Here is a 24579-nt window from a genome sequence, read left to right on the forward strand (position 1 = left end):
AGCGTCCCGGCGCGGTACGATGGCGGCATGCGCCCATCGTCACCGCCCCCTGCCCCGCGCCCGTCCGGCCGCCTGCTGCCGCTCGCGCTGGCGCTCGGCACGCTGTGCGTGGGCCTGGCGACGACGGGCCTGGCCTGGCACAGCCTGCGGCTGGCGCATGACCAGCAGCTGCGCGCCGAATTCGACTACCGGGTGCGCGACCTGGCGCTGCGCATCGGCCCGCGCATGGCCACCTACGAACAGGTGCTGCGCGGCGCGCAGGCCTACGTGGCCGCAGCGGACAGCCTGCCGCAGCCGGGTGCCTTCCGCACCTATGTCGCCACGCTGCAGCTGCGCCAGTACTATCCCGGCATCCAGGGCATCGGCATCGCGCTGCTGCAGCCTTCCGTCACCGATCCCGCACGGCAGAAAAGTGCCGTGGCGATGATCGAGCCGCTGGACCTGATGAACCGCCGCGCGCTCGGCTTCGACATGTTCGGCGAACCGGTGCGCCATGCGGCAATGGCCCGCGCGCGCGACACGGGTGCCGCGGCGCTGACGGGCCAGGTGCGCCTGGTGCAGGAAGGACCCGGGGGGGCCGGCCAGCCGGGCTTCCTGATGTACCTGCCGCTGTACCGCGGCGCACCCGCCGACGAGGCCGGCCGCCGCGCCGCCCTGTATGGCTGGGTGTACGGCGCCTTCCGCATGCACGACTTCATGGCAGGCCTGAACGGCGAGCGGGAAGCGGACCTGCACGTGGCGCTGTACGACGGCACGCGCGCTGCCGCGGCCTGCATGCTGGGCTGCACGCCGCCACCGGGTTCGCGGCTGCAGGCCACGCAGACGCTGTCGATCGCCGGCCGGACGTGGATCCTGCAGGCCCACGGCACCCCCGTGTTCGAGCAGCGGCTGGCTTCCCGGCAGGCTGCATGGGCCGGCGTGGTCGGCATCGTCATCAGCCTGCTGTCCGCCACGCTCGTGTGGCTGCTGGCACACGGTCGCGCACGCGCGCGGCAGCTGGTGCGGCGCGTGACGGCGGCGCTGCAGCGCTCCAACAGCACGCTGCGCTCTTCGGCGGCGCGCGAGGCAGAACGCCAGCGCGACCTGCGCGATGCCCAGCAGGCGCTGCACCGCGCGCAGAAGCTGGAAGCCGTGGGCAAGCTGACGGGCGGCGTGGCGCACGACTTCAACAATGTCCTGCAGGTCATCTACGGCAATGTGCAGGCGGTGGCGACCAACCCGCGGAGCCCCGACACGCCGCGCCGCCTGGACGGTGCGCTGGCCGCCGTCGAGCGTGGCGCCAGGCTGTCGGGCCAGCTGCTGGCCTTCGCGCGCCGCCAGCCGCTCGATCCGGTGGTGATCAACATGGCGCGCGTGCTGCGCGACATCGACGACCTGCTGCGCCGCGCGCTGGGCGATGCGATCACGCTGTCCACCCGCGTCGAACCGGGCCTGTGGAACACGCTGGTCGACCCGAACCAGCTGGAGAACGTGATCCTGAACCTGGCCATCAACGCGCGCGACGCGATGCGCAGCCGCAGCGGCGGCCCGTCCAATGGCCAGCTCACCATCGAGCTGCTCAACTGCGCGCTCGACGAGGACTACACGACGGCCGTGCCGGAAGCGGTGGCCGGCGACTACGTGCTGCTGGCCGTTTCCGACAACGGCAGCGGCATGGCGCCGGACGTGATCGAGCGCGTGTTCGAGCCCTTCTTCACCACGAAACCGGAAGGCGAAGGCACCGGCCTCGGGCTGTCGATGGCCTACGGCTTCGTGCGCCAGACGGGCGGCCATATCCGCGTCTACAGCGAAGTGGGCGTGGGCACCACGCTGCGGCTGTACTTCCCCCGCTCCAGCGCACCCGAGGTGGCGCAGGCCGCCACGTCCGTGCAGGCCGTGGTGGGTGGCGACGAGTGCATCCTGCTGGCCGAGGATGACGATGCCGTGCGCGACACGGTGGCGGCGATGCTGCGCAGCCTGCACTACCGCGTGATCGAAACGGCCGGCGCGGAAGAAGCCCTGCAGGTGCTGCGCAGCGGCGCGGCCGTCGACCTGCTGTTCACGGACGTGATCATGCCCGGCGCCGTGCGCGCCACCGAGCTGGCCGACTTCGCGCGGCAGCTGCGGCCGGGCATTGCCGTGCTGTTCACCTCCGGCTACACGCAGGAGGCCGTGACCCAGGGCGGCCAGCTGGAAGCGGGCGTGCACCTGCTGTCGAAACCCTACCGCCGCGACGAGCTGGCCCGCAAGGTGCGCGCGGTGCTGGACGAGCATGATGCACATGACCGGCGCACGGCCGACGCGGTGCCGATCTGCGTGCTGGTGGTGGAAGACAACGAGGACCTGCGCGAGCTGACCTGCGAGATGATCGCCACGCTGGGCTACCGCGCGCAGGGCGTGGGCAGTGCCGAGGCGGCGCTCGAAGCGCTGGACAGCAGCGCCTACGACGCAGTGTTTACCGACGTGGAACTGCCCGGCATCAGCGGGCTGGAACTGGCACAGCGGCTGGCGGCGGACGGCGAGTGCGATGCGGCCATCGTCGTCGTCACCGGCCGGGCGCTGGGCGAGCCGCTGCCGCCGGGCGTGCGGCTGCTGCTCAAGCCCTACCGCATCGACGCGGTGGAGGAGATCCTGATGCAGATCCGCATGGAGCGGCAGCCGGCGCCGGATCCCGCGGAAGATTGAGAGGGTGTGCAGATCGGCTGCCGGCGGCGCAAACCGCTGTCTGGCACCAGATGCATCGGCTGCATCCGGCACCGGGGCCGGAGCAGGCTACTGGAATGCGACCTCGGCGAAGCTGCGCAGCTTGCGGCTGTGCAGCCGGTCCACGCCCAGCTGGCGCAGCAGCTCGAGGGCGCGGATGCCGATGCGCAGGTGCTGGTCGACGCGGTCGCGGTAGAACTGGTTGGCCATGCCCGGCAGCTTGATCTCGCCGTGCAGCGGCTTGTCGCTGACGCACAGCAGCGTGCCGTACGGGACGCGGAAGCGGAAGCCGTTGGCGGCAATGGTGGCGCTCTCCATGTCCAGCGCCACGGCGCGGCTCTGGCTGAAGCGGCGCTCCGGCGTGCGCTGCGGCAGCAGCTCCCAGTTGCGGTTGTCCGTGCTGGCCACCGTGCCGGTGCGCAGCACGCGCTTCAGGTCCGGCCCCGTCAGCTGCGTGACCTCGGCCACGGCCGCCTCGATCGCCACCTGCACCTCGGCCAGCGCCGGGATCGGCACCCACAGCGGCAGGTCCTCGTCCAGCACGTGATCCTCGCGCACATAGCCGTGCGCCAGCACATAGTCGCCCAGCTGCTGCGTGTTGCGCAGCCCGGCGCAGTGGCCCAGCATCAGCCACGCGTGAGGACGCAGCACCGCCACGTGGTCCGTGATGGTTTTTGCATTGGCAGGCCCCACGCCGATGTTGACCATGCTGATGCCGGCACCGTCGGCGCGGATCAGGTGGTAGCCGGGCATCTGCGGCAGCCGCAGCGGCGGCGCGCCCAGCGTGTCGCCGGCCTGCGCTTCCTGGCCGGCACGGCGCGTGATGCGGTTGCCCGGCTCGACGAAGGCGATGTAGCCGTCGTCCGGATCGGTCGGCTCGCGGCTCATGATCGCGTGGCCCAGCCGCACGAACTCGTCGATGTAGAACTGGTAGTTCGTGAACAGCACGAACTTCTGGAAGTACTCCGGCGACGTGCCCGTGTAATGGCGCAGCCGCTGCAGCGAATAATCCACGCGCGGGCCGGTGAACAGCGACAGCGGCAGCGCTTCTCCCGGCGCCGGTTCGCAGGTGCCGTTGGCGATGCCATCGTCCATCACTGCCAGGTTGGGCAGGTCGAACACGTCGCGCATCATGGCGCGCCGCTCCGGGCTCATATTGCCTTCGATGTGGTCGTGCTCGGCGAACGAGAAGTGGATCGGGATCGGCTGCGACGACAGCCCCACTTCGATCTGCACGTGCTGCTTGCCGTGGTTCTTCAGCAGCAGCCGGAACTGCTCCTGGTAGTAGCGCGCGAACAGGTCCGGCCGGGTCAGCGTGGTTTCATACGTGCCGGGGCCTTCCACGAAGCCGAACGACAGCCGCGAATCGGCGCGCGCGAAGGTCTCGGTCTGCACGCGCACGAACGGATAGCAGGCCCGCACATGGCCCAGGGTTGCGCCGTCGACGAAGCGCTGCAGGGCATCGCGCAGATGGGCGATGCTGCCGTTGTAGATCTCCTGCACGCGCGCCAGCGCGGCGGCGGGATCATCGAAGCGTTCGGGAGGAACGAAGGAACGGACTTCAGGACGGGTTTCGGAAGGAACGCCGGGTGGGACTTCGCTGCGGGTGGACACGATGGACTCCTGTTTGGCTTTTTGTCATCCTAGCATGCGACTCCCGCGTGCCGTTCGTCCTCCAGCGAGCGGATCGCTGCCGCGAACAGCACGGCACTGTCCAGCACCGTGAACAGCGGGCCGGCCCGTGCGCCATCCTGCACCGTATCGGCCACGGCGCCGCCATCGATGCCGGCCCGCGCCAGCACGGCGGCCGCGTCGCCGGCAAAGATGGCATGCGTGGCGGCGGCCAGCACCCGCGCGGCGCCCCGTGCCCGCGCCGCCTCGGCCGCGCGCGCCATCGTGTGGCCGGTGCCGATGATGTCGTCGAACACGATCGCCAGCCGGCCCGCCACGTCGCCCGCCATCAGGTCGCCGGACAGCTCCCTGCCGTCGCGGTGTTTCTCGACGAAGGCCAGCGCCACGGGACGGCCCAGCACCGCGGCCAGCGCCTGGCGCAGTGCATCGGCACGGCGGATGCCGCCACCATCGGGCGCGACGATGCAGATTTCGTCCCCGCCCGCGACCGTGGCGAAGTGCGCGGCGAACAGCGCGCTGCCGTCCAGGTGCACGGTGCGGTGGCGGAAGGCGTTCTGGAAGGCGCCCAGGTTGTGGATGTCCAGCGCCACCGTCACGTCCGCCCCGGCCGCCTCCAGCAGGGTGGCCACGTAGCGCAGCGTCAGCGGCTCGCCCGGCTCGCGGCTGCAGTCCTGCCGCGCATACGCCACGTAGGGCAGCGCGACCGTGACGCGCGCGGCCCCCGCATCGCGCAGCGCCGCCACGAAGAACAGCAGCCGGCACAGCCGCTCGCCGCTGCCCTGCCCCGGCGCGCCGGCCAGCGAATGGATCACGCAGGCATGGGCGCCCCGCACCGCGGCAGGCACGCGCAGCGTGTATTCGCCGTCGTCGAACTCGTTTTCCTCGTGCGCCGCCAGTTCGATGCCGAGATGGCGCGCCACGCGCCGGCCGAACGGCGCACTGGTGCCGAGCGCGAACAAGTGCAGGTGCGGATGCAGGGACGATGCGGTGGCGGTCATGGACTCTTCCTGGAGTGGCGGAACACCCATTGTAGATGCGGGCGCGCGGCACCGGGTGCACGGGACCACCACACCATTGCCGCTCAGCCGACCGGACGGATCGCCAGCGTGTCGGTGAAATGCCCGATCAGCGCCTGCACCTTCGGCGCATGCTGGCGGCTGCGCTGCCAGACGAGGTGCAGCGGCAGCCCCTGCGTGGCCAGCGCGGGCAGGATGGGAACGAGCGTGCCGTCGCGCAGCTGGCGCTCGACCAGCCAGGTGGCCAGCTGCGCGATGCCCCACCCCGCCTCGACGGCCGCCACCTGTGCCTCGGCCTGGCCGAGCACGATGCAGCCTTCCACGTGATGGCGCGCCAGCGGCGCCTTGCCGTGCCGGATCAGCCACGGACTGGTGCTGCCATCGGCGCGCCCGTACAGCACGGCGGCATGGTCGAGCAGCGCTTTCGGCGAAGCTGGCGTGCCGTGCGCGGCCAGGTAGGCCGGCGACGCGCAGAACACCAGCTCCTCGTGGCCCAGGTACTTGTGATCGAGCGCCGCCGGCCACGTATCGCTGCCGCCGATGCGCACGACGAGATCCAGGCCGTCCTCGACCGGATCGACGAACCGGTCGGTGAACGACACGTGCGGCCGCACCTGCCGGTGCCGGTCGGCGAACGCCAGCAGCGCGGGCAGCGCCTGCATCCGGCCGAACGTGGCGGGCAGGTCGACCCGCAGACGCCCGGACGGCACGACGTCGTCCGCCGCCAGCACCCGCTCGGCCTCCTCCAGCTCCTCCAGCACGCGCACGCACACCGTGTAGAAGGCATCGCCCGCATCCGTCATCTCGAGGCGGCGCGTGGTGCGGTCGAACAGGCGGCTGTTCAGGCGCCCTTCGAGCCGCGCGATGGCCTTGCCGACGGCGGAATTGGTGCGATTGAGACGCTCCGCCGCGGCCGTGAAGCTGCCCGCTTCGGCCACCGCAACGAAGGTCTCCAGCCCTTTCAGGCGCTCGGTCGAGGTCATGTTGGGGGCAGCAATCCTGTGTATGGGTTTGGCGCCGGCATGCGCCGCGGAACGGGAAGCATCCGATCGGCCGATTATGGAATATTTTTCCGCAGCTTGCGGGAAAAATCATCCAACAGTGGAATCGGCATCCTTTATATCATACGTCCTCAAAAAATTTCATCGTGAGCCTGCATGACCACTGCAAAACCCATCAACAGTAGTGCGGACACCGCTGCGCGCAGCAAAGCGAATGGCACTGCAAATAGCACCGCGAATAGCACGGCGAATAGCACTGCAAACAGCACTGCAGATAGAACTGGGGACAGCACTGCGGACAGTGCCGCCGCGCTGGCTGCCGCCGGCACTGGCAGCGCCGCTTCCATCGCGATCCTGGCCATCGCCGCCTTCGTCATCGTTACCACCGAGTTCCTGATCGTCGGCCTGCTGCCGGCGCTGGCGCGGGACCTGGCGATCTCCGTCGCCAGCGCCGGCCAGCTGGTCACGCTGTTCGCCGTCGTCGTGATGCTCTGCGGCCCGTTCCTGACGGCGTGGCTGGCCAACGTGAACCGCAAGCGCCTGTTCATCGCCATCCTCGTGCTGTTCGCGGCATCGAACGGCCTGGCCGCCATCGCCTCGAACATCTGGGTGCTGGCCATCGCGCGCCTGCTGCCCGCACTGGCGCTACCCGTGTTCTGGGGCACGGCCAGCGAAACGGCCGGCAAGATCGCCGGGCCCGGCAAGGAAGGCAAGGCCGTGTCGATGGTCTACCTGGGCATCTCCGCCGCGATGCTGTTCGGGATCCCGCTCGGCACGCTGGCCTCCGATGCCCTGGGCTGGCGCGGCGCGTTTGCCCTGCTGGCAGTGCTGTCGCTGGTGATCGCCATCCTGATCGCATGGAGCATGCCGACCGTGCGGGCCGGCGCGCCCGTGCGGATGGCGGACCAGGCGCAGATCCTGAAAAGCCCCTTCTTCCTGGCCAACGTGGCGCTGTCGATCCTCGTCTTCACGGCAATGTTCACCGGTTACACGTATCTGGCCGAGATGCTGGAGAAATCCGCCGGCGTGCCGGCCGCGCAGGTGGGCTGGTGGCTGATGGGCTTCGGCGCCGTGGGCCTGTTCGGCAACTGGCTGGGTGGCCAGTGGGTCGACCGCAAGCCGCTCGCCACGACTGCCCTGTTCTGCATCGTGCTGGCGCTCGGCATGGCGGCCACGATGGCGCTGGCCGGCCAGACTCTTTACTTCGCACTCGCACTCGGCGTGTGGGGCATTGCGAACACCGCGCTCTACCCGATCTGCCAGATCCGCGTGATGAAGGCCGCTTCGGCGGCGCAGGCACTGGCCGGAACGATCAATGTCTCGGCGGCGAACGGCGGCATCGCGCTGGGCGCCGTCATCGGTGGCCTGAGCATCTCGCACTGGGGTGCCGGCAATGTCGGTTATGTGTCGGCCGCGATTGCCGTGCTGGCCGCGCTGGCCGTGCCGGCGGTCGGCAAGCTGGCGCGGCGCGGGTAAGGCAGGGACCAGGTGCGGCGGTCAGCGCCAGCCGGTGGACGCGAGCCGGTGGACATGAGCCGGTGATCATGAGCCGGTGAATGCGAGTGGGTGGACGCGAGACGAGGAACGCCAGCCGGTGAGTGCGAGCCGGTGAGTGCGAGCCCGTGGATGCGAGTGGGTGGATGCGAGCCGGTGAGGTCGTATGCTCCCGATGCATCCTTTACTTGCCGGCCACCGGGTCCGGCACCACCTGCCGGATGCGGCCATCGGCCTCGTACTCCAGCGGGGCGATGGCGATCGAGCGGCGGTGGCTGCCGCCGCCCGGCAGCAGGTTATCGTGATAGAACAGCCAGCTCCTGCCTTCATGTTCGATGATGGCCTGGTGGTTGGTGGATATCTTCAGGTAGTCCAGCACCACGCCGCGGTAGGTGAACGGCCCGGCCGGCGAGGTACCGGTGGCATACACGATCTGGCCGGGCCAGCCGGTCGAGAACGTGAAGTAGTAGGTGCCACCGCGCCGGTGCAGGAACGGCGCTTCGCCGTACGCCTTCTTCGGATCGCCAGCGGGCAAGCCCTCGATCACGAGATTGCGGATCGGACCATCCGCACTGGCCATGTCGGCCTTCAGCTTCACCACCTTCGGCACGCGGGTGCCGAAATACATATAAGCCTGCCCGTCGCCGTCGACGAACACCGCGGGATCGAACGGTTCATCGCCGGCATTGGCATCGCGTGCCTTGTCCACCAGCGCATCCGCCCGCGCATCGCGGAACGGGCCGGCAGGATCGTCCGCCACGGCCACGCCGATCCTGTCGCCGCCGATCGGCGCATAGAAGTAGTACTTGCCGTTGCGGTAGGCCGCCTCCGGCGCCCACGCCTTGGCATCGGGCCGCGCCCATTTGAAGACGGTGACATCCAGCGGCACACCGGCATCGGTCCACGTCCGCATGTCCTTCGACTTGTAGAGCCGCCACGTCACCGAGTCCCAATACTTGCCGGAGTTCGACGCATCGTCAGTGGCGTACAAGTAGAAGCTGCCGCCCTCCTTCGTGGTGAAATAGTGGGGCGACGGATCGGCGTTGAAGCGGGTGGAAAGCGGTTGCGCAGCATGGACCGCGTGCGCGGTGGTGGCCAGCAGCGCCATGGCGGCAGCGATTTTCAGGGTTTGCAGCGGCAGGTGCATCAGCGGTCTCCGTAATATCGTTGGCGAGAATCTACGTGAACGACCGCTCCGCTGCAAACAATTTTCAGCTTCGCCCCGCCGCATCAGCATGGTAGTGGCCCGCATCCTGCCGGCGATCGGCGCGCCGCCTGCCGCTCCAGCGGCGGACATCACCGGCGTATGCCGCCGCGTGCATGGCAGGCGCGCGGTCAGTGGAGCGATCGGCTGAGCCGTGGCCGGCATCATCGGCGGGATGGTGGCCGGCATGATCAGCGGGACGGTGGGCAGCATGATCGGCGGAACGGCTCGCCGCATGATCCGTTGAGCGCCCACCCGGTCGGCCGACTCGACGATCGGCTGATCTGCCGGCGAGGTCGCGGTCCAGGTAAGCGGCTGATTGACCCAGTGAGTGACCGAATGAGCGGTCTGACGATTGGTCGGGCGATGGTCGGGCGATCGGCAGGCTGCCTCGCCAATCGAATCGAGGGCCGCCTCGTCATGCGAAGGGCAGACCGCCTCGCCCATCGATTGGCTGGACGATGCGTCGACCGATTGGCTGGACGATGCGCCGATCGATTGGCTGGACGATGCGCCGATCGATCGCCTGGCTGCGCCGTCGATCAATCGGCTGACAGGGTCGCCGGGGTTGTCATGCCTGTGCAGCTTCGCACGGGCTTGCGGTACTCCCGCCGCTACTCCGAGACTGCGGCGCTCTGCCCTCGGCGGACTGCCGAGCAAGCGCACAAGGGCCGCTCGCCGCGCCGTGCGGCACGCATCGGCGCGCAGCCAATCACCGCTGCCGGGCAGACGGAGCCAGATGGCGGTCCAGGCGTTCCGATTGCCACCGCCCTGCAGGTTGGCGAAACAGGACGGCGATACAGGGAGCTCCCCGAACATGATTGCGGAGCCCTCCACCGTCGCGAAGTAAGGCTGGCGGGCGAAGCTGGCGCGCAGCCGTGTCCCCTCGGGCAGAAACAGCTCTTTCCACTGGTAGCCCAGTTCCGAGACCACCGTCGATAGCGGCGCTTGAACAGCCAGCGCCGCCTGAAGCGCCTGGGTTCCCTGACCCACCCGGCCCACCTGGCCCGCCTGGCCTAGTTGGACCGGCTGGCCTGCCTGACCTGGAGCCCCCGCCCGCGCCGACCCAGCTGGCGAGACCGATTGCTGCCCGCCATCCTGACTAGCCCTGATATGGGCCCGGATCGCATCGCAAAGAAAGTCTTCCATCATCCACGTGTGCGACCAAAAAACCCCTAAGAGCTCGCCGACTTCCTCGAGCAACTTGGCGGGCAGATAAACCGGCGTGCAAAAGTCAGACATGGGTACTCTCCCAAAAAAAACGGATTTTCTAGAAACCGCGAACTTTCACTAGAACGTAATAGAACGCGATGCCTGTTACGAAAGCCTGAGATTTCGTGCGACAAAAATACTGGAGATTCGATAGAAGGCACTATCCGGGTGCAGGAGGAGTTCTATCAGATCTTAGAATCGAAAATAGGAGAATAGTTCCCGAGATATTGTGAAATATCGGAAATGCCGCTGGAATATCGAGGAGCAGCATGAGGTATCGAGATTTATCGCGTTTTAGAAAATGGGTAAAAAAAAAAGAACCATCACCTTAGGTCTTCGCGCAGTGCTGAGCAGCGAGTCGGGTGCGCAGTATGAAGTGTGAGGTGTGAGGTGTGAGGTGTGAGGTGTGAGGCGTGCGGGGCGCAGTGCTTAGGGCGGGGTACGCGGTGTGGCATACGCGATGCTTCGCGCGCGGAGTGAAGCGCGCAGCCTGCGGTGCGCATTGCGCACTGCGAGGCACGAAGTGCGATGTGCGACGTGCGACGTGCGAGGTTTGCGATGGACCTTTAGCGATTGCGGCTCGAGGTTCGCTGCTTGCGGTTCGCTCCTAGCGGTTCGCTGCTTGCCGTTCGCTGCTTGCGGTTCGCTGCTTGCGGTTCGCTGCCGCCGGCTCGCGGCTGACGGTTCGCGGCTGGGCTTCGCGGCTAGGGCTTCCGCGGCCGGCGATTTCTGCCGTCGGCCTACTACTCACGGTCAGGAAGCCGGCGCTTTATTGCCGTCCATCTGCTGCTGGCACTTCCGCGGCCGGCCATTTGCTGCTGACGGTTCACTGCTCGCGACTCGCTCCTCGCGCTGCAAGATTCAGGATTCGCATTCAAAATTCAACATTCAAGATTGAACGTTCGAGGCTCACGTTCCGCGTCATTGCCAGCGACAACTCGCATATATCTTCACTCATCCAGAGTCATCACCTTGAACAAGCCTCGAAGCAGCCGATGGCGTCAACGCCTGGAAACCGCTTGAAACCGTTTACCGCAAGATCCTGCGCCGCGCCGCCCGCGCATAAGGCACCCAGGCCTGCACGGCCCAGCGCCGCCACATGATCAGGCCGCGCAACCACTCGTCCGCGGCAAACGCGATATACAGTCCCGCCAGGCCAAAACCGAAATGAATCCCGAGCACCCAGCTCCCGCCTGCAAGGATCAGCACCATCGACGCGGCGCCCGCGACCACCGGGAACCGCACATCGCCCGTGGCCCGCAACGCGTTGATGACGACCAGATTGAACGTGCGTCCCAGTTCCACGAGCACGCCGATCCAGAGCAGCCGGCGCCCCTCGGCGATGATCGTCGCATCGCTCGTGAAGCAGCCCAGCAGCGGCCCGCCCGCCAGCGCCACCAGCGACGAAGCGACGCCACTGATCACGAGTCCCCGTCCGAGCGCGCTGCGCACGAGCCGGTGCGCGGCTCCCAGTTCCCCGGCGCCGACCATATGCCCGACCATGATCTCCACGGCAAATGCGGTAGCCATGCTGAAGACGATGACCATGCTGCCGATCTGCTGCACGTAGGCGTGGGTAGCCAGTGCATGCGCGCCGAGCGTGCCCGCTGCCGCCATGCTGACCATGAACGACAGACGCCACGCGATGTTCTCGGCAGCAGCCGGAATGCCGATGTGCAGGACCTCGCCCAGTTCCCGGCGCGGCAGGCGCCACCAGTCCGGCGCGGTGGTGAGAAGCCCCAGGTGCCGCTTCCACAGCAGCAGATGCAGCGCCAGGCCGAGGGCACGGCTGAACAGCAGCGCCAGCGCGTAACCGGGCAGGCCCAGGGCCGGCAGCGGGCCCCAGCCCGCCATCAGCGGCACGGCCAGCAGCAGGTGCGTCGAGTGCATGGCGACCAGCACCACCAGCGTGTCACGGGTACGCAGATGGGCGCGCATCACGGCCGCCATCGACGCGTTCCATGCATCGAACAGCAGCGCCGGCGCCAGCGCCGCCAGGAAGGGAATCGCCAGCGGCAGCACATCAGCCGGCGTTTGCAGAAGGCGCAGCAGAGGTCCCGCGCCCGCCAGCGCCAGCAGCGCCGTGAGCGCCCCGATCCAGGTGCTGGCACCGACCGACGATAGCGCCACGCGATTGGCGCGCTCGCGCTGCCCGGCCCCAAGGCTCTGCGTAATGACCACGCCGATGCCCGAGCCGACGATGCGGAACAGCAGGAACAGCGTGACGGAGATCTGGTTGGCGATCGCGAATGCCGCGCCGGCCGTATCGGAAATATGGGCTGCCAGCGTGGTGCCGACGACGCCAATGGCAACGGCCAGCACCAGCTCCACGAGCAGCGGCCAGGCAAGCGTGACGATGTGCGGGCGGGACGGCGGAACGACGGTAATGGTGGACATGGAAGGCGGCGCCGAGAATCCGCCATTGTACTGCGCCAGCCCGCCCTGAAGCGCGCACCTGCGCCGGCGTCATTCCTGCACTGCCTGCACTTCCGCGCTAGCCATTCCTTTGCGCTGGCCATTCTTCCGCGCTGGCCCTTCTTCCGCGCTGGCCTTACTTATGCGCTGCCTTATTTATGCGCTGGCCTTACTTGCACGCTGGCCTTCTCTCTGCAATTGCCCTACTGCTTCCTGCCGGCCATCGCCTCCACCCACACGGGATTCGTGTAGGCCTTGCGTCCCACAACATCCTCCACCACCAGCGCATACCAGCCGCTCACCTCTACCACCGGCCGGAACTCGACGCGCAGTTCGCGCTGCACATCCGCTTCCGGGCCACGTTCCGGCACACGGCTGTCGATCACCGTCCCGGCCGACACCAGCTCGATCTTGCGAATGCCCGACGCCGACTGCAGCGTATAGCCCAGCCGTAGCGGCGTCCCGGCGGTCACGGCCAGCCGCGAACCGAAGATCTTGTCCGGAAAGACGAGCGGTCCGCCGCTGACGTAGGCGCGGCCCGCCTTCAGCCCGGCAGCATAGCTCTGCGCGGTGGGCGGGCCCTCCAGGTGGACGAAGGTGCGCGTGCTGCCGGAGGCGTGCGCCCATACGTCGTGCAGGTCGGTGCCGCCGCCCAGGTAGTGCGGCTTGCCGGCATCCCAGTCCGCCCACAGCTTTTGCAGCACCTTGGCATCGTCGCCCGGCGTGGCGCCGTTGATTTCGGCCACGTCGAAACCCTCGTTCCAGCCGCCCGGCGCCGTGCCGGCCGCCGCACTGGCGAAATAGCCGTACGGGATGTAGGGATGGTTCACCTGGATCACGCTGGCACCGAGGCGGCGCGCCTCGGCAAAGATGGCATCGACCGGCGCGGTGGCCATGTCGATCCGCAGCGCGCCATCGACGGCCAGCGGGTAAGCATTGAAATGCGCCCACGAAGCGGAAAACTCCATCGAGCCCAGCACCGGCACGCCGCGCTGGCGGCCCAGCGCCGTCAGCGCCGGCAGGTTGACCATCGTGTCGTGATCGCTGACGAACAGCAGGTCCAGCCCGGCCGCCAGCTGCGCACGGGCCAAGTCGGCGGGTGGCGTCACGGCTTCGGCCTGGTCGGCATGGTGATGCAGGTCCGCCGAGTACCAGCCTCGCGACGCCGGATCGGCAAATCTCGCCAGTTTCACCGTCTCGGCAAGCTGCGCATCCGGCGCGACGTGAAGGTCCATTTCGCGCGCCCCATGCGTAAAGCCGCCGCCATGCGAGATCCGCAGGGTGTAGTCGCCCGGCGCTAGGGCCAGCTCCGCCACGCCGCGCCGGTCGAACGCCGTGAAGAACGTCTTGCGGCCCAGGAAGCCGACGACCGGCTGCCGCCCGCGCACCACTTCGATGCGCGCGTCGACGGGCCCGCGTTCGTCGGACACGGTCAACGTGACCGTGCCTGGCCCGGGCAGTGGACCGAAATCGCGCACCGCCCGCTCGCCTGCCGCCAGGGTAACGGCCACGGGCGCACTGTCGGCATGCCCCTTCGCGGTCGCATACAGCCGATAGTCGCCGGCCGGCAGCTGCAGGGCATAGGCACCGTCACGCGCCAGCGTCCAGCCAAACGGCCTGCCACCGCGCTCGACCACCACGACACCACCATCCCCGAGCCGCCCGGCCACCGTGCCCGCAACGTTGGCTGCGGTGTTGGATGTGGTCTTTGCTGCGGTCTTTGCTGCGGTCTTTGCTGCGGTCTTGGCTGCGGTGTTGGATGCGGTCTTTGCTGCGGTCTTGGCTGCGGTCTTGGCTGCGGTCTTGGCTGCTGTCTTGGCTGCGGCGTTGGCTGCGGCGTTGGCTGCGGTGTAGGCTGCCGAGTTGGCTGCGACCCTCCTTTCGCCTCGGTTCCACGCCCTGCCCGCGACCGGCTCCCGTACATTCGACATGTCCGCCGCGATGACCGGCGCCAGATCCCCGCTCGGCCCCACCTGCAGGAAGCCGCTGAACCGGCGCGTGCCGCCGGCCGCCAGCGTATGGCGCCGGTACAGATCCTTGGACCCGTACTCGATATGGTCCGCATACGGCGCATGCAGCGCCACGAAAAAATCCTCGTCATACGCCACGACGCGCACCGGCGCCCCGGCCGGCACCGCTCCCTGCTCCGCCGCTCCCTGCTTCCCTGCACCCTGCACGCCGAACAGGAACCCGCCGCGCGGCCACAGCACGAAGCCGGACAGCAGGTCCGGCAGCGCAGCCTTGCCGCCATTGGTCATGGTCGTCGCGATCTCGATGCGATCGGCCCCGTCGCGCAGCGTGTAGCGCGTGCGCACCGTCACCTCGCCCCAGTCGCGCACCGCTTCGACGACCGCGCGCCGCGGTCCCCGCTCGAGCACTGTCACGCGCTGGTACGTGTTAGGCCACGCCGACCAGTTGTTCGGAATGAAGTCGGCGATGACGGCGCGGTCGCGGCCGGCCTTCCCGTCCCGTACTGCGGCGATATCGACCAGCGCGCCGCGCGGCACGCCGTACGGTACGGGCGACTCGACAGCCAGCGAAAACGCCAGCCGGTCGTTCATCACCGTCAGGTCCTTTGCGCCGCGGGCATCGCCGCCTTCGATCGGCGTCGGCCCCGCCAGCACCCGCACCGCCGCCTCCAGTGGCGCCGCCGTTAGGCAGAGCGCCAGCGGCAGCACCACCAAGCGCCTGCCCATTACAGCTTGCCGGACAGCGTGACGAAGCCCTGGCGCGGCGCACCGGACAGCAGCGTCATCGACGTGCCGGCCGGGTCGGAGGTCGAGAAACCGTTCGAGCCCACGGTGCTGAAATAGCTCTTGTCGAACAGGTTCGTCACGTTCAGCTGCAGGCTCAGGTCCTTCAGCATGCCGACCGAGCGGAACTTGTAGCCGGCCGACAGGTTGGCGATCCAGTAGGACGGCACCGAGTTGTCGTTCAGGTAGGTGTAGTAGCGCTTGTCCGTGTACTTGGCCCCGATGCGCGCGAAGAAGCCGTTTGCATTCGGTGCGGCATCACCAAACGCCAGTTCCGTGTTGAACATCTTCTTGGGCGTGTTGACGACCTGCTTGCCATCGGTGGCCACCAGCTTGCCATTGTCCGTGTAGTCCGACTTGTACTGCGAGTCGTTGTAGGTCGCCGTGTTGAACCACGCGACGGACGGCAGCAGCTTCCACACCGCCAGCGCCTCCACGCCGCGCGTCTCGACTTTACCCACGTTGACGATGGTGCCGGCGCAGCCCACGATGCCGGCGCAGGTGGAGATGCCCAGCTGGCGGTCCTTGAAGTCGGCGTAATACACGGCCACCGAACCCTGCAGCTGGTCGCGCTTGAAACGGTAGCCCAGGTCGAAGTTGGTCGACATCTCCGGCTTCAGCGAAGCGATCGACAGCGCGTAGCCGGCCCGCGTCTGCGAGAACGGCCCGCCCACGCCGGCCTCGTAGGCGCGCATGTTCTTCGCGCCGGAGAGGAACAGCTCGTCGTCCTTCGTCAACGTGTAGTTCAGGCCCGCCTGCGGCAGGAAGGTTTTCTTCGCCGTCAGCGAGCCATCGGCGCGGTCGCCGATGAAGGTGTGCGCATCGATGTCCACCTTCGGGCTCTTGAAGCCGGCGTTGATCTTCAGGCGGCCGTCCAGCAGCGCCACCGTGTCCTGCAGGTAGAACTGGCGCGTGTCCGTCGTGAAGGACTGCAGGAAGCCGGTGCTGAGCGGATTGCGCAGCATGTGGTCGATGAAGGCGCCGTCCTGCACCGCGTAGAAGTTGCGCGTCACCGTGTGGTTGTTGCGCTCGGCCCAGAAGCCCGCGTTCAGCGTGTGCATGCCGATGTCCCACGTCACGTCGCCCAGCACGCCGTTGCGGCTGATCGCGTATTCGGTGGTGCGGATCGTGATGGGAATGGCGGCCGACGTGGGCGTGTACGGCGTGTACCAGTGGCCCTGGCCTTCGTTGCTGTGGTGGTAGGCGGTGAACTTGGCAGCCAGTTCCGGCGCCAGGTTCAGGTTCGCGGCCACGCCGCCCAGCTTGTCCTTGCGCAGGCCCTGGCCCAGGTAGTAGGCGTCATCCAGGCTGTTCACGCCACCCGTGTAGACGCCCTTCGCCGCGTTCAGCGCGCGCTGCCAGTCCGGGTAGTAGTTGTCCCAGTCCATGCCCAGGCGTGCCGCCATCTCCTTCGACAGATCCTGGTAGTCCACCTCGCGGCGGTCCGAATAGTTGAAGAAGGCGGACAGCGTGTGCTCGCCGATCTGCTGTTCGATGCGGCTGTTGAACTGTTCCTGGTTCTGCGGTCCGTCGCCCTTCCATTTGTCGGCGCGCATGCGGGTGCCGCTCAGGTAGAACTTGGTGCCGCTGCCGATCAGGCCACTGTCGACCCGCACGAAGGTGCGCGAGGTGTCGTCGCTGCCCAGCGTCTGCGATGCCGTCACGCCCCGCTCGTCGGAGGGGCCCAGCGTGACGAACTGGATCGCGCCGCCCAGGTTGTTGGTGGACGCGGTGCCCAGCGCGCCGGCGCCCTGCGACACGACGACGCGGCCGATGTTCTCGGACGACAGCGCGCGCGAGATGTGCAGGCCGTTGCTGTTCCCGTAGGCCATGTCGCCCAGCGGGATGTCGTCCAGCGTGAAGCCCAGCTGGTTCTGCGAGAAGCCGCGGATCGAGAAGCGCGTCGACCATTCGTAGCTGCCGAACGGATCGGCCGACTGGAAGCTCACGCCGGGCAGCTTTTCCAGCGTCTTCAGGGGGCTGGTGCCGGGCGTGGCCTGCTGCAGGTCGGCCCGCGAGATGTTCTGCACCTGGCGCGACTGGCCCGTGCCCGTCACCTCGACGACGGCCATCGGCGGTGCGCCCGCCGGATCGGCAGCCGCATCGGCAGGCGCCGCATCCGGATTGGCGTGTGCAATGGCGTGCAGCGCGGTCAGCGTGAACAGGCAGAGTGGCTTCAGGGGCAAACGGGGCAGGCGCATCGGGATCTTTCAGAAAAATAAACAATTTCCAAATGGTAAATACCGGTCATGACGCGCCGATGACAGCCAGTTGACAGCTCCATGACAAGCTGCTTCTCAAGCTGATTCTCAAGCTGATTCTCAAGCTGATTCTCAAGCTCGATGGCAACGTTGATGACACGCTTGATAACAGCTCCCCGGCACGGCGTGGCAACCGTGCGACAAGCTCATCCATTTCATGCATGCCCGGGGCATGGGTACTATTTCTGCACTGCACGAGCTGCTAGACTGACGGACTGTTAAATTCATCGTAGGAAACATTAAGTCTCAGGCACAGACCTGCGCGATGGCCTGTCATGAAAGAGAAGTGATGCAACATCGTTGGACGCGTCCCACCCTGCTGGCCGGCCTGGTCGCCGCCCTCTGCTCCCCCGCCACCCACGCACAAACCACCGCACGGAACGTCGCGAACGCTGCCGACGACGGCCTCCAGGAAGTCGTCGTGACCGCCCAGCGCACCACGTCGCTCGAATCGAAGACGCCGATTGCGATGAGCGTGCTGTCCGGCGACGCGCTGCGCGCTGGCGGCTTCGATACACCGGCCGAACTGGCGAAACGCCTGCCGAACGTGCACCTGGACGGCGCCGCCGACGGCCTGAAGATCACCATCCGCGGCGTGTCGAACAGCGACGCCACGGACAAGGGCGACCCGTCCGCCGCCTTCCTGCTCGACGGGATCTACATCGCCCGCCCGCAGAACCAGAACGGCCTGCTGCTGGACGTGGACCGCATCGAGGTGCTGCGCGGCCCGCAGGGCACGCTGTACGGCCGCAACACCACGGCCGGCGCCATCAACGTCATCTCGCACGCGCCCACGCGCAAGCTGGAAGCGGCGGCCGGCATCGAGGCGGGCAACTACAACAGCCGCAAGGCCAGCGGCATGCTGAACGTGCCGGTGGGCGATGCGCTGGCGCTGCGCGCCGCCGTCGCCGTGGACCGCCATGACTCCTACCTGCGCAACGGCCAGGGCACGCCGCACACGCTCGGCCAGGACCGCGACAACCAGGCCGCGCGCCTGTCGGCCAGGCTGGCCCTCGGCACCACCGCGTCGCTGCTGCTGCGCGTCGATGGCGCCACCAACGACTACGATCCGGACAGCTTCGTCTCGGACAACAACTTCTTCCGCAATGCCGACAGCGGCAACCCGGTCTGGTACGGCGCGCCGGCGAGCGCACGCCTGACGAACACCTTCAGGCCCGTCAACGTGGTGCCGGAACAGGGGTGGGGCCACAGCAGCACGTCCGGCGTGGGCGCCGAATTCACCTGGGACCTGGGCCCGGCCACGCTGTACTACCTGGGTGCCCACCGCCGCTTCGGCCTGGACTTCCTCACCAACTACATCTACCGCGTGGCACCGGTGCTGACGCTGGGCGTGCGCCAGAACTTCAGCGGCGTGCAGGAGCAGGATTCGCACGAGCTGCGCGTGGCCACCAACGGCACCGGCCCGCTCAGCGCGCAGGCCGGCCTGTACTACTTCGACGAGCGGTCCCGTTCCAGCTACACGTTCCGTGACCTGGCCGCCATCGTGCGGGTGCCGTACTACGCCTTCCCCACCGATCCCACCACGGCGAACAGCCGCGCCGCCTTCGGCCAGCTCACCTACCGCGTGACGGAGCGCCTACGCGCCACCGCCGGCGCACGCTACACGACGGACGAAAAGGCCCGCCGCGGTGCCACCACGTTCCAGCAGGGTCCCGTTTTCAATGCGGCGACCGACCTGGCCTCGCCCAACGCGGCCAGTATCGAGACCGACAAGCGCACCTGGCGGCTCGGCGCGGACTACGACCTGACGCAGGCCACCTTCGTCTACGCGTCGGTGGCCACCGGCTACAAGGCCGGCGGCTTCAACGACGGCTGCATCGGCGGCACGGTGACGCTCGGCGTGGCCTGCCCGGCCATCGTCGGCGTCAGCGCGGACTACCTGTACTACCGGCCCGAAACGCTCAGGTCCTACGAAGCGGGCGCCAAGGCGCGCTTCTGGGACAAGCGTGCCAGCGCCAACCTGGCCGTGTTCAAGTACGACTACACCAACCTGCAGCTGTCCGGCAATGCGATCGTCAACGGCACGCCGCGCTTCATCACCACCAATGCCGGCGTGGCGAGCGTGAAGGGCCTGGAGCTGGACGGCACCGTGCAGGCCACGCCGGATGACCGCTTCACGTATGGCCTCACGCTGCTGGACGCGCACTACACGTCGTACTCGCCGGACGGCGTGCACTCGTGGGCCGGCCGCAAGCTGGACCGCGCACCCTCCCACGTGCTGTCGCTGGGCTACGAGCGCCGCGTGCGCTTCGCGAACCAGGAACTGCGCGCCGGCGTGAATGCGCGGCGCAGCGCCGGCTACGCGATCGGCGTGCCGTCGAAGCTGGTGCAGTACCGGATCCCGGCCATGGCCAATGTCGATGCGTCGCTGGCCTGGCGCCCGGTGGGCGCGGCCTGGAACGTGACGGCGTATGGCCGCAACCTGGGCAACAGGATCGCCCCGAGCACGGTCGACAGCTTCGGCATGTCGGTGCCGGGCGAACCGCGCCGGTACGGCGTGCGCCTGGATTATTCTTATTGATCGCTCGGGATGACGACACCTGCCCGTTGGCTGGCGGCGCTGCTGTGCGCGCTGGCGCTTGCCCTGCTGCCCCGCCTCGCCGCCGCGGCGCCGGAGCCGCTGTGGCTCGATGAAACGCGCACCGAAGCTGATGCCTGGTCGGTGCTGACGATGCTGTCCGACCCGGACGGCCGCCTCGATGCACGCGCCGCGCTCGCGGCCGCGGACCGGTTCCGGCCACCGACGACGGCGCGCGGCACCACCGGCAAGGAGCACCGCATCCTGTGGCTGCGCATGCCCGTGCGGGTGCCCGAAGGCGGCAACGGCCAGTGGGTGCTGGCGCTGAACTATGCGCTGCTGGGCAAGGTCGACAGCTGGGTCGTGACGGATGGGCGTCTCGGTGCCCACCAGATCGGCGGCAACCGGCTGCCGCCCAGCGAACCGTATGTCGGCGCGCGCATTCCCGGCTTCGTGCTGACCCTGGCGCCCGGCGAGCACACGCTGCTGCTGCGCGTGCAGGCGCGCGGCCCCATCATCCTGCCGGTGCAGCTGATGAAGGCGCCCCACTTCCACCGCAAGGAACTGCTCGAGCAGATGGTGCAGGGCATGCTGGCCGGCCTGGGCCTGTGCCTGTTCGTCTACAGCGTGGCGCAGTGGATCGCGCTGCGCGACATCCTGTTCGGCAAGTTCGCGCTGCACACCAGCTGCCTTTCCCTGTACGCGCTGGACTTCTTCGGCGTCGGCCAGCAGTACCTGTGGCCGGGCAGCCCGTGGCTGATCGAGCATGCCGGCGGCATCACGGCGCTGCTGGCCTCCACCGGCTCCTACCTGTTCGTCCAGCAGGTGCTGGCGCGGCCCGGCAAGGACCGCCGCTTCAGCCTGTGGATGAAGGGCTGCGCCGCGGCGATGGCCCTGTGCGCGGCCGCCTATGCGGCCGATATCCTGACGATGAACGGCCTGCTGATCGTCGTCTCCACCATCGCCGCCGTGCCGAAGCTGTTCGGCGTGCCCGGCGCGTTCCGGCTGGCGCGCCAGGGCGACCAGGTGGGCTGGACCTTCCTGGTCGGCTGGGTGGTGCTGTTCAGTGCCGCGATGGTGCACGGCCAGATCTTCAGCGGCCGCATGGAGGCCACGTTCTGGTCGATGCACGCGCTGCAGATCGCCAGCGCGCTCGACATGCTGCTGTTCATGCGCATCCTGGGCCTGCGCACGCAGGGCCTGCAGCAGGCCATGCTGCGCGCCGAAGCGGCCACGCGGCTGAAATCGGAATTCCTGGCCAACATGAGCCACGAGATCCGCACGCCGATGAACGCCATCCTCGGCATGAGCCGCCTGGCACTGATGACGGGCCCCGATCCGAAGCTGCGCAACTACCTGGCCAAGATCCTGGGCGCGGGCGAGCACCTGCTGGGCATCATCAACGACATCCTCGACTTCTCGAAGATCGAGGCCGGCCGCATGACGATCGAGCAGGTGCCGTTCAGCCTGAACGCGCTGCTCGATCACCTGTCCAGCCTGACGGTGCTGAAATCCGATGCGCGCCAGGTGGAACTGGTGTTCCGCGTGGGCCGCGACGTGCCGGCCGTGCTGGTGGGCGATCCGCTGCGTCTTGGACAGGTGCTGATGAACCTGACCGGCAATGCGGTGAAGTTCACCGAGCGGGGCGAGATCGTCGTCTCCGTCGATGTCGAGAGCCGTACCGCCGCCGGCGTCACGCTGCGCTTCGCCGTGCGCGACACCGGCATCGGCATGAGCGACGCCCAGCTGGCCAACCTGTTCCAGGCGTTCAGCCAGGGCGACGGCTCGGTCACGCGCCGCTACGGCGGCACGGGCCTGGGCCTGACGATTTCCCAGCAGCTGGTGGAACTGATGGGCGGGAAGATCGGCGTGCGCAGCCGGCCCGGCGCCGGCAGCACTTTCTCGTTCGCCGTGCTGCTCGGCGTGGGTGACGAGGACGAGGCCAACGCCGTCGCGATGCCGGCCGCCCTGCTGCACGAGGCACGCGTGCTGGTGGTGGACGACAGCGCCACGGCCCGCGAGGCCCTGGTGGAAATGCTGGGCGGCTTCGGGGTGGTCCCGGACAGCGCCGACTCGGGCGAGCACTGCCTGCGCCTGATGGAAGAAGCCGAGCGCGCCGGCAGGCCGTACCACGTGGTGCTGATGGACTACCTGATGCCGGAACTCGATGGCGTGGAGACCATCCGCCGCATCCGCGCCGACGGCCGCTTTGCCGCACCACCGGCGATCCTGATGCTGACCGTCTGCACGCGCGACACGGTGCTGCGCAACGCGGGGCAGCTGCCGCTATCCGGCTTCCTGACCAAGCCGGTCGGCCCGGCGCTCCTGTATCACAGCCTGGTGCAGGTGCTGCGGCCGGACCTGGCGATCGCGCCGCCGGCGCCGGACGGCAGCACGGGCCCGGGCCGCCGCCACGACCTGGCGCGGCTGGACGGCGCCCGCGTGCTGCTGGTGGACGACAACGCCAACAACCGCGAGGTGGCGCTGGACTTCATGGCCGCCGCCCGCATGCAGGTGGACGTGGCCGTGAACGGCATCGAGGCCGTGGACAAGGTGCGCGCGGGCGATTACGACCTGGTGCTGATGGACATCCAGATGCAGGGCATGGATGGCCTGACGGCCACGCGCCGCATCCGCGCCCTGCCCGGCTTCGAGAAGCTGCCCATCATCGCCATGACGGCGCATGCGATGGCCGGCGACCGCGAGAACTGCCTGGCGGCGGGCATGAACGACCACGTGGCCAAGCCGATCGACCCGGACGCGCTGTTCGGCGCCCTGCTGCAATGGATCGATCCGGCGCGGCTGGCGGGCCGGCCGCTGCCGGAGCCGGCGGCCGGTACCTTACCCGACGTGCTGGCCGATGCGGAGCTGGCCTGGCCATCCCTGGCCGGCATCGACTGGCATGCGGCGCTGCTCGGCGTCGACGGGCAGCCGGGCCGGCTGCACAAGCGCCTGCGCGGCTTCGTGCGCGAATACCTGCCGGCGCCGGCGCTGCTGCGCGATGCCCTGGTGACGGGCAGTACCGCCCCGATGCAGTCGCTGGCGCACAACCTCAAGTCCAGCGCCGTCTACATCGGCGCGCTGTCGCTGGCCCAGCTGGCCGGCGCCGTGGAGCTGGAACTGCGCGACGGCCGCACGGAACACCTGCCGGTGCTGGTGCCGGAGCTGATCGGCATGCTCGAGGTGCTGCTGGCCGGCCTGGCGCCAATGGTCGCACTGGCACCCGCTGCCGGGGCGGACACCGATGCCGGCCCGCTGCTGCGCGAGCTGGCTGCCAGCCTGCGTGCCGACGATGCCCGCGCCGAGGACCTGCTGCGCGCGCTGCAGGCGCTGCCGGCCGTGGCGGCGCATGGCGCGCTGCTGGCCGCCATCGGGCGGGCCGTGGCCGACATCGAGTATGATGCGGGCCTGGCGCCGCTGGCAGCACTGGCGCAGGCGCTGTCCATCCCTCTCGAAGAACCCGCATGAACGCCCTGCAAAAAGTCCTGGTGGCCGACGACGACGCGATCAACCGCGAGGTGCTCGCCGAACTCCTCAAGCCGGAGTACACGGTGCTGCTGGCAAAGGACGGCGCACAGGCGCTGGAGCGGGCCGCGCGCCACGTGCCGGACCTGATCCTGCTGGACGTGCTGATGCCGGACATGGACGGCTTCGAAGTGCTGCGCCGGCTGCGCGCCGATCCGGCCACCGCGCAGATCGCCGTCATCTTCGTCTCCGGCCTGGACCGGCCGGAAGACGAGATCACCGGCCTGAAACTGGGCGCCTCCGACTATATCGCCAAGCCGTTCAACGCCACCGTGGTGATGGCGCGCGTGGCAATGCACCTGCAGATGGTGCGCCAGCGACGCATGCTGGAACGCCTGGCCCATGTGGACGGGCTGACGGAGCTGGCCAACCGGCGCCGCTTCGACGAGGTGCTGGCCCTGGAATACCAGCGCGCGCGCCGCAAGGGCACGCCGCTGTCCCTCGCGCTGATCGACATCGACAGCTTCAAGCAGTACAACGATCACTACGGCCACCCGGCCGGCGATCGCGCGCTGCGTGCCGTGGCGCGCGCCGCGGCCGGCTGCGTGCGGCGTCCCGGCGACCTGGCCGCGCGCTATGGCGGCGAAGAGCTCGTGCTGCTGCTGCCCGACACGGACGCAACGCAGGCCCGCCACGTGTGCGACAAGCTGCGCGAGGCATTGAGCAGCCTGGCCATCGAGCACGCCGCCTCGCCCGTCAGCCCCGTGCTGACGGCGAGCATCGGCGGCGCCACGCTGCTCGAGGGCGAGGACGCGGCAACGCTGTTCGCCGCGGCCGATGCCCACCTGTACCGCGCCAAGCAGGCCGGGCGCAACCGCCTGGCGTGGCGCAGCGCCGCCTGACGC

12 protein-coding genes are annotated in these 24579 nt (G+C 68.5%); 5 read left to right on the plus strand and 7 right to left on the minus strand.

All coding sequences use genetic code 11. From position 1 onward, the window contains the following. The first annotated feature begins 27 nt into the window (after positions 1-27). Positions 28-2664, plus strand: coding sequence for a CHASE domain-containing protein (locus tag IP91_RS09215; RefSeq protein ID WP_145648632.1), 2637 nt, complete (start codon positions 28-30; stop codon positions 2662-2664). 87 nt (positions 2665-2751) lie between these two features. Here IP91_RS09215 and IP91_RS09220 read toward each other — a convergent pair whose 3' ends face one another. The 3 genes from IP91_RS09220 to IP91_RS09230 all read right to left on the minus strand — a co-directional run bounded on the left by IP91_RS09220 (position 2752) and on the right by IP91_RS09230 (position 6313). Further along, the gene (locus tag IP91_RS09220) at positions 2752-4296 is read right to left on the minus strand and encodes an AMP nucleosidase (RefSeq protein ID WP_145648633.1); all 1545 of its coding nucleotides are present in this window, start codon (positions 4294-4296) and stop codon (positions 2752-2754) included. Between the two features lie 29 nt (positions 4297-4325). Further along, complete coding sequence (locus tag IP91_RS09225; protein ID WP_158643119.1) at positions 4326-5312, minus strand: ribose-phosphate diphosphokinase; 987 nt, start codon at positions 5310-5312, stop codon at positions 4326-4328. 83 nt (positions 5313-5395) lie between these two features. Then, positions 5396-6313 carry a LysR family transcriptional regulator gene (locus IP91_RS09230; protein ID WP_145648635.1) on the minus strand — a complete coding sequence of 306 codons (918 nt, stop codon included), beginning with the start codon at positions 6311-6313 and terminating at the stop codon, positions 5396-5398. Positions 6314-6487: 174 nt separating this feature from the next. Here IP91_RS09230 and IP91_RS09235 point away from each other — a divergent pair, with 174 nt between their 5' ends. Next, positions 6488-7807, plus strand: a complete 1320-nt coding sequence (locus IP91_RS09235) for an MFS transporter (RefSeq protein ID WP_229474174.1) — start codon at positions 6488-6490, stop codon at positions 7805-7807. Between the two features lie 202 nt (positions 7808-8009). Here the strand turns inward: IP91_RS09235 and IP91_RS26210 are convergent, their stop codons facing one another. From IP91_RS26210 to IP91_RS09255, 4 genes are all read right to left on the minus strand, one after another. Then, positions 8010-10271, minus strand: a complete 2262-nt coding sequence (locus tag IP91_RS26210) for a family 43 glycosylhydrolase (RefSeq protein WP_199754547.1) — start codon at positions 10269-10271, stop codon at positions 8010-8012. 999 nt (positions 10272-11270) lie between these two features. After that, the gene (locus tag IP91_RS09245; protein ID WP_199754548.1) at positions 11271-12638 is read right to left on the minus strand and encodes an MATE family efflux transporter; all 1368 of its coding nucleotides are present in this window, start codon (positions 12636-12638) and stop codon (positions 11271-11273) included. 221 nt (positions 12639-12859) lie between these two features. Beyond that, the gene (locus IP91_RS09250) at positions 12860-15352 is read right to left on the minus strand and encodes a CehA/McbA family metallohydrolase (RefSeq protein WP_145648636.1); all 2493 of its coding nucleotides are present in this window, start codon (positions 15350-15352) and stop codon (positions 12860-12862) included. Then, complete coding sequence (locus tag IP91_RS09255) at positions 15352-17610, minus strand: TonB-dependent receptor (RefSeq protein WP_145648637.1); 2259 nt, start codon at positions 17608-17610, stop codon at positions 15352-15354. Before IP91_RS09255 ends, IP91_RS09250 begins: the two co-directional genes overlap by 1 nt. A 349-nt stretch (positions 17611-17959) precedes the next feature. Between IP91_RS09255 and IP91_RS09260 the strand changes: the two genes are divergently transcribed. The 3 genes from IP91_RS09260 to IP91_RS09270 are packed head-to-tail and all read left to right on the plus strand — an operon-like array spanning position 17960 to position 24576. Then, a complete protein-coding gene (locus tag IP91_RS09260) occupies positions 17960-20212 on the plus strand; it encodes a TonB-dependent receptor (RefSeq protein WP_145648638.1) in 2253 nt (750 codons plus the stop codon). A gap of 9 nt (positions 20213-20221) precedes the next feature. Then, positions 20222-23677, plus strand: a complete 3456-nt coding sequence (locus IP91_RS09265) for a hybrid sensor histidine kinase/response regulator (protein WP_145648639.1) — start codon at positions 20222-20224, stop codon at positions 23675-23677. Then, complete coding sequence (locus IP91_RS09270) at positions 23674-24576, plus strand: diguanylate cyclase domain-containing protein (RefSeq protein WP_145648640.1); 903 nt, start codon at positions 23674-23676, stop codon at positions 24574-24576. The genes IP91_RS09265 and IP91_RS09270 overlap by 4 nt, the downstream gene beginning before the upstream one ends. The last annotated feature ends 3 nt before the right edge of the window (positions 24577-24579 follow it).

The sequence above is a fragment of the Pseudoduganella lurida genome (genome assembly GCF_007830455.1).
In the GTDB taxonomy this organism is placed as follows: domain Bacteria; phylum Pseudomonadota; class Gammaproteobacteria; order Burkholderiales; family Burkholderiaceae_D; genus Rugamonas; species Rugamonas lurida.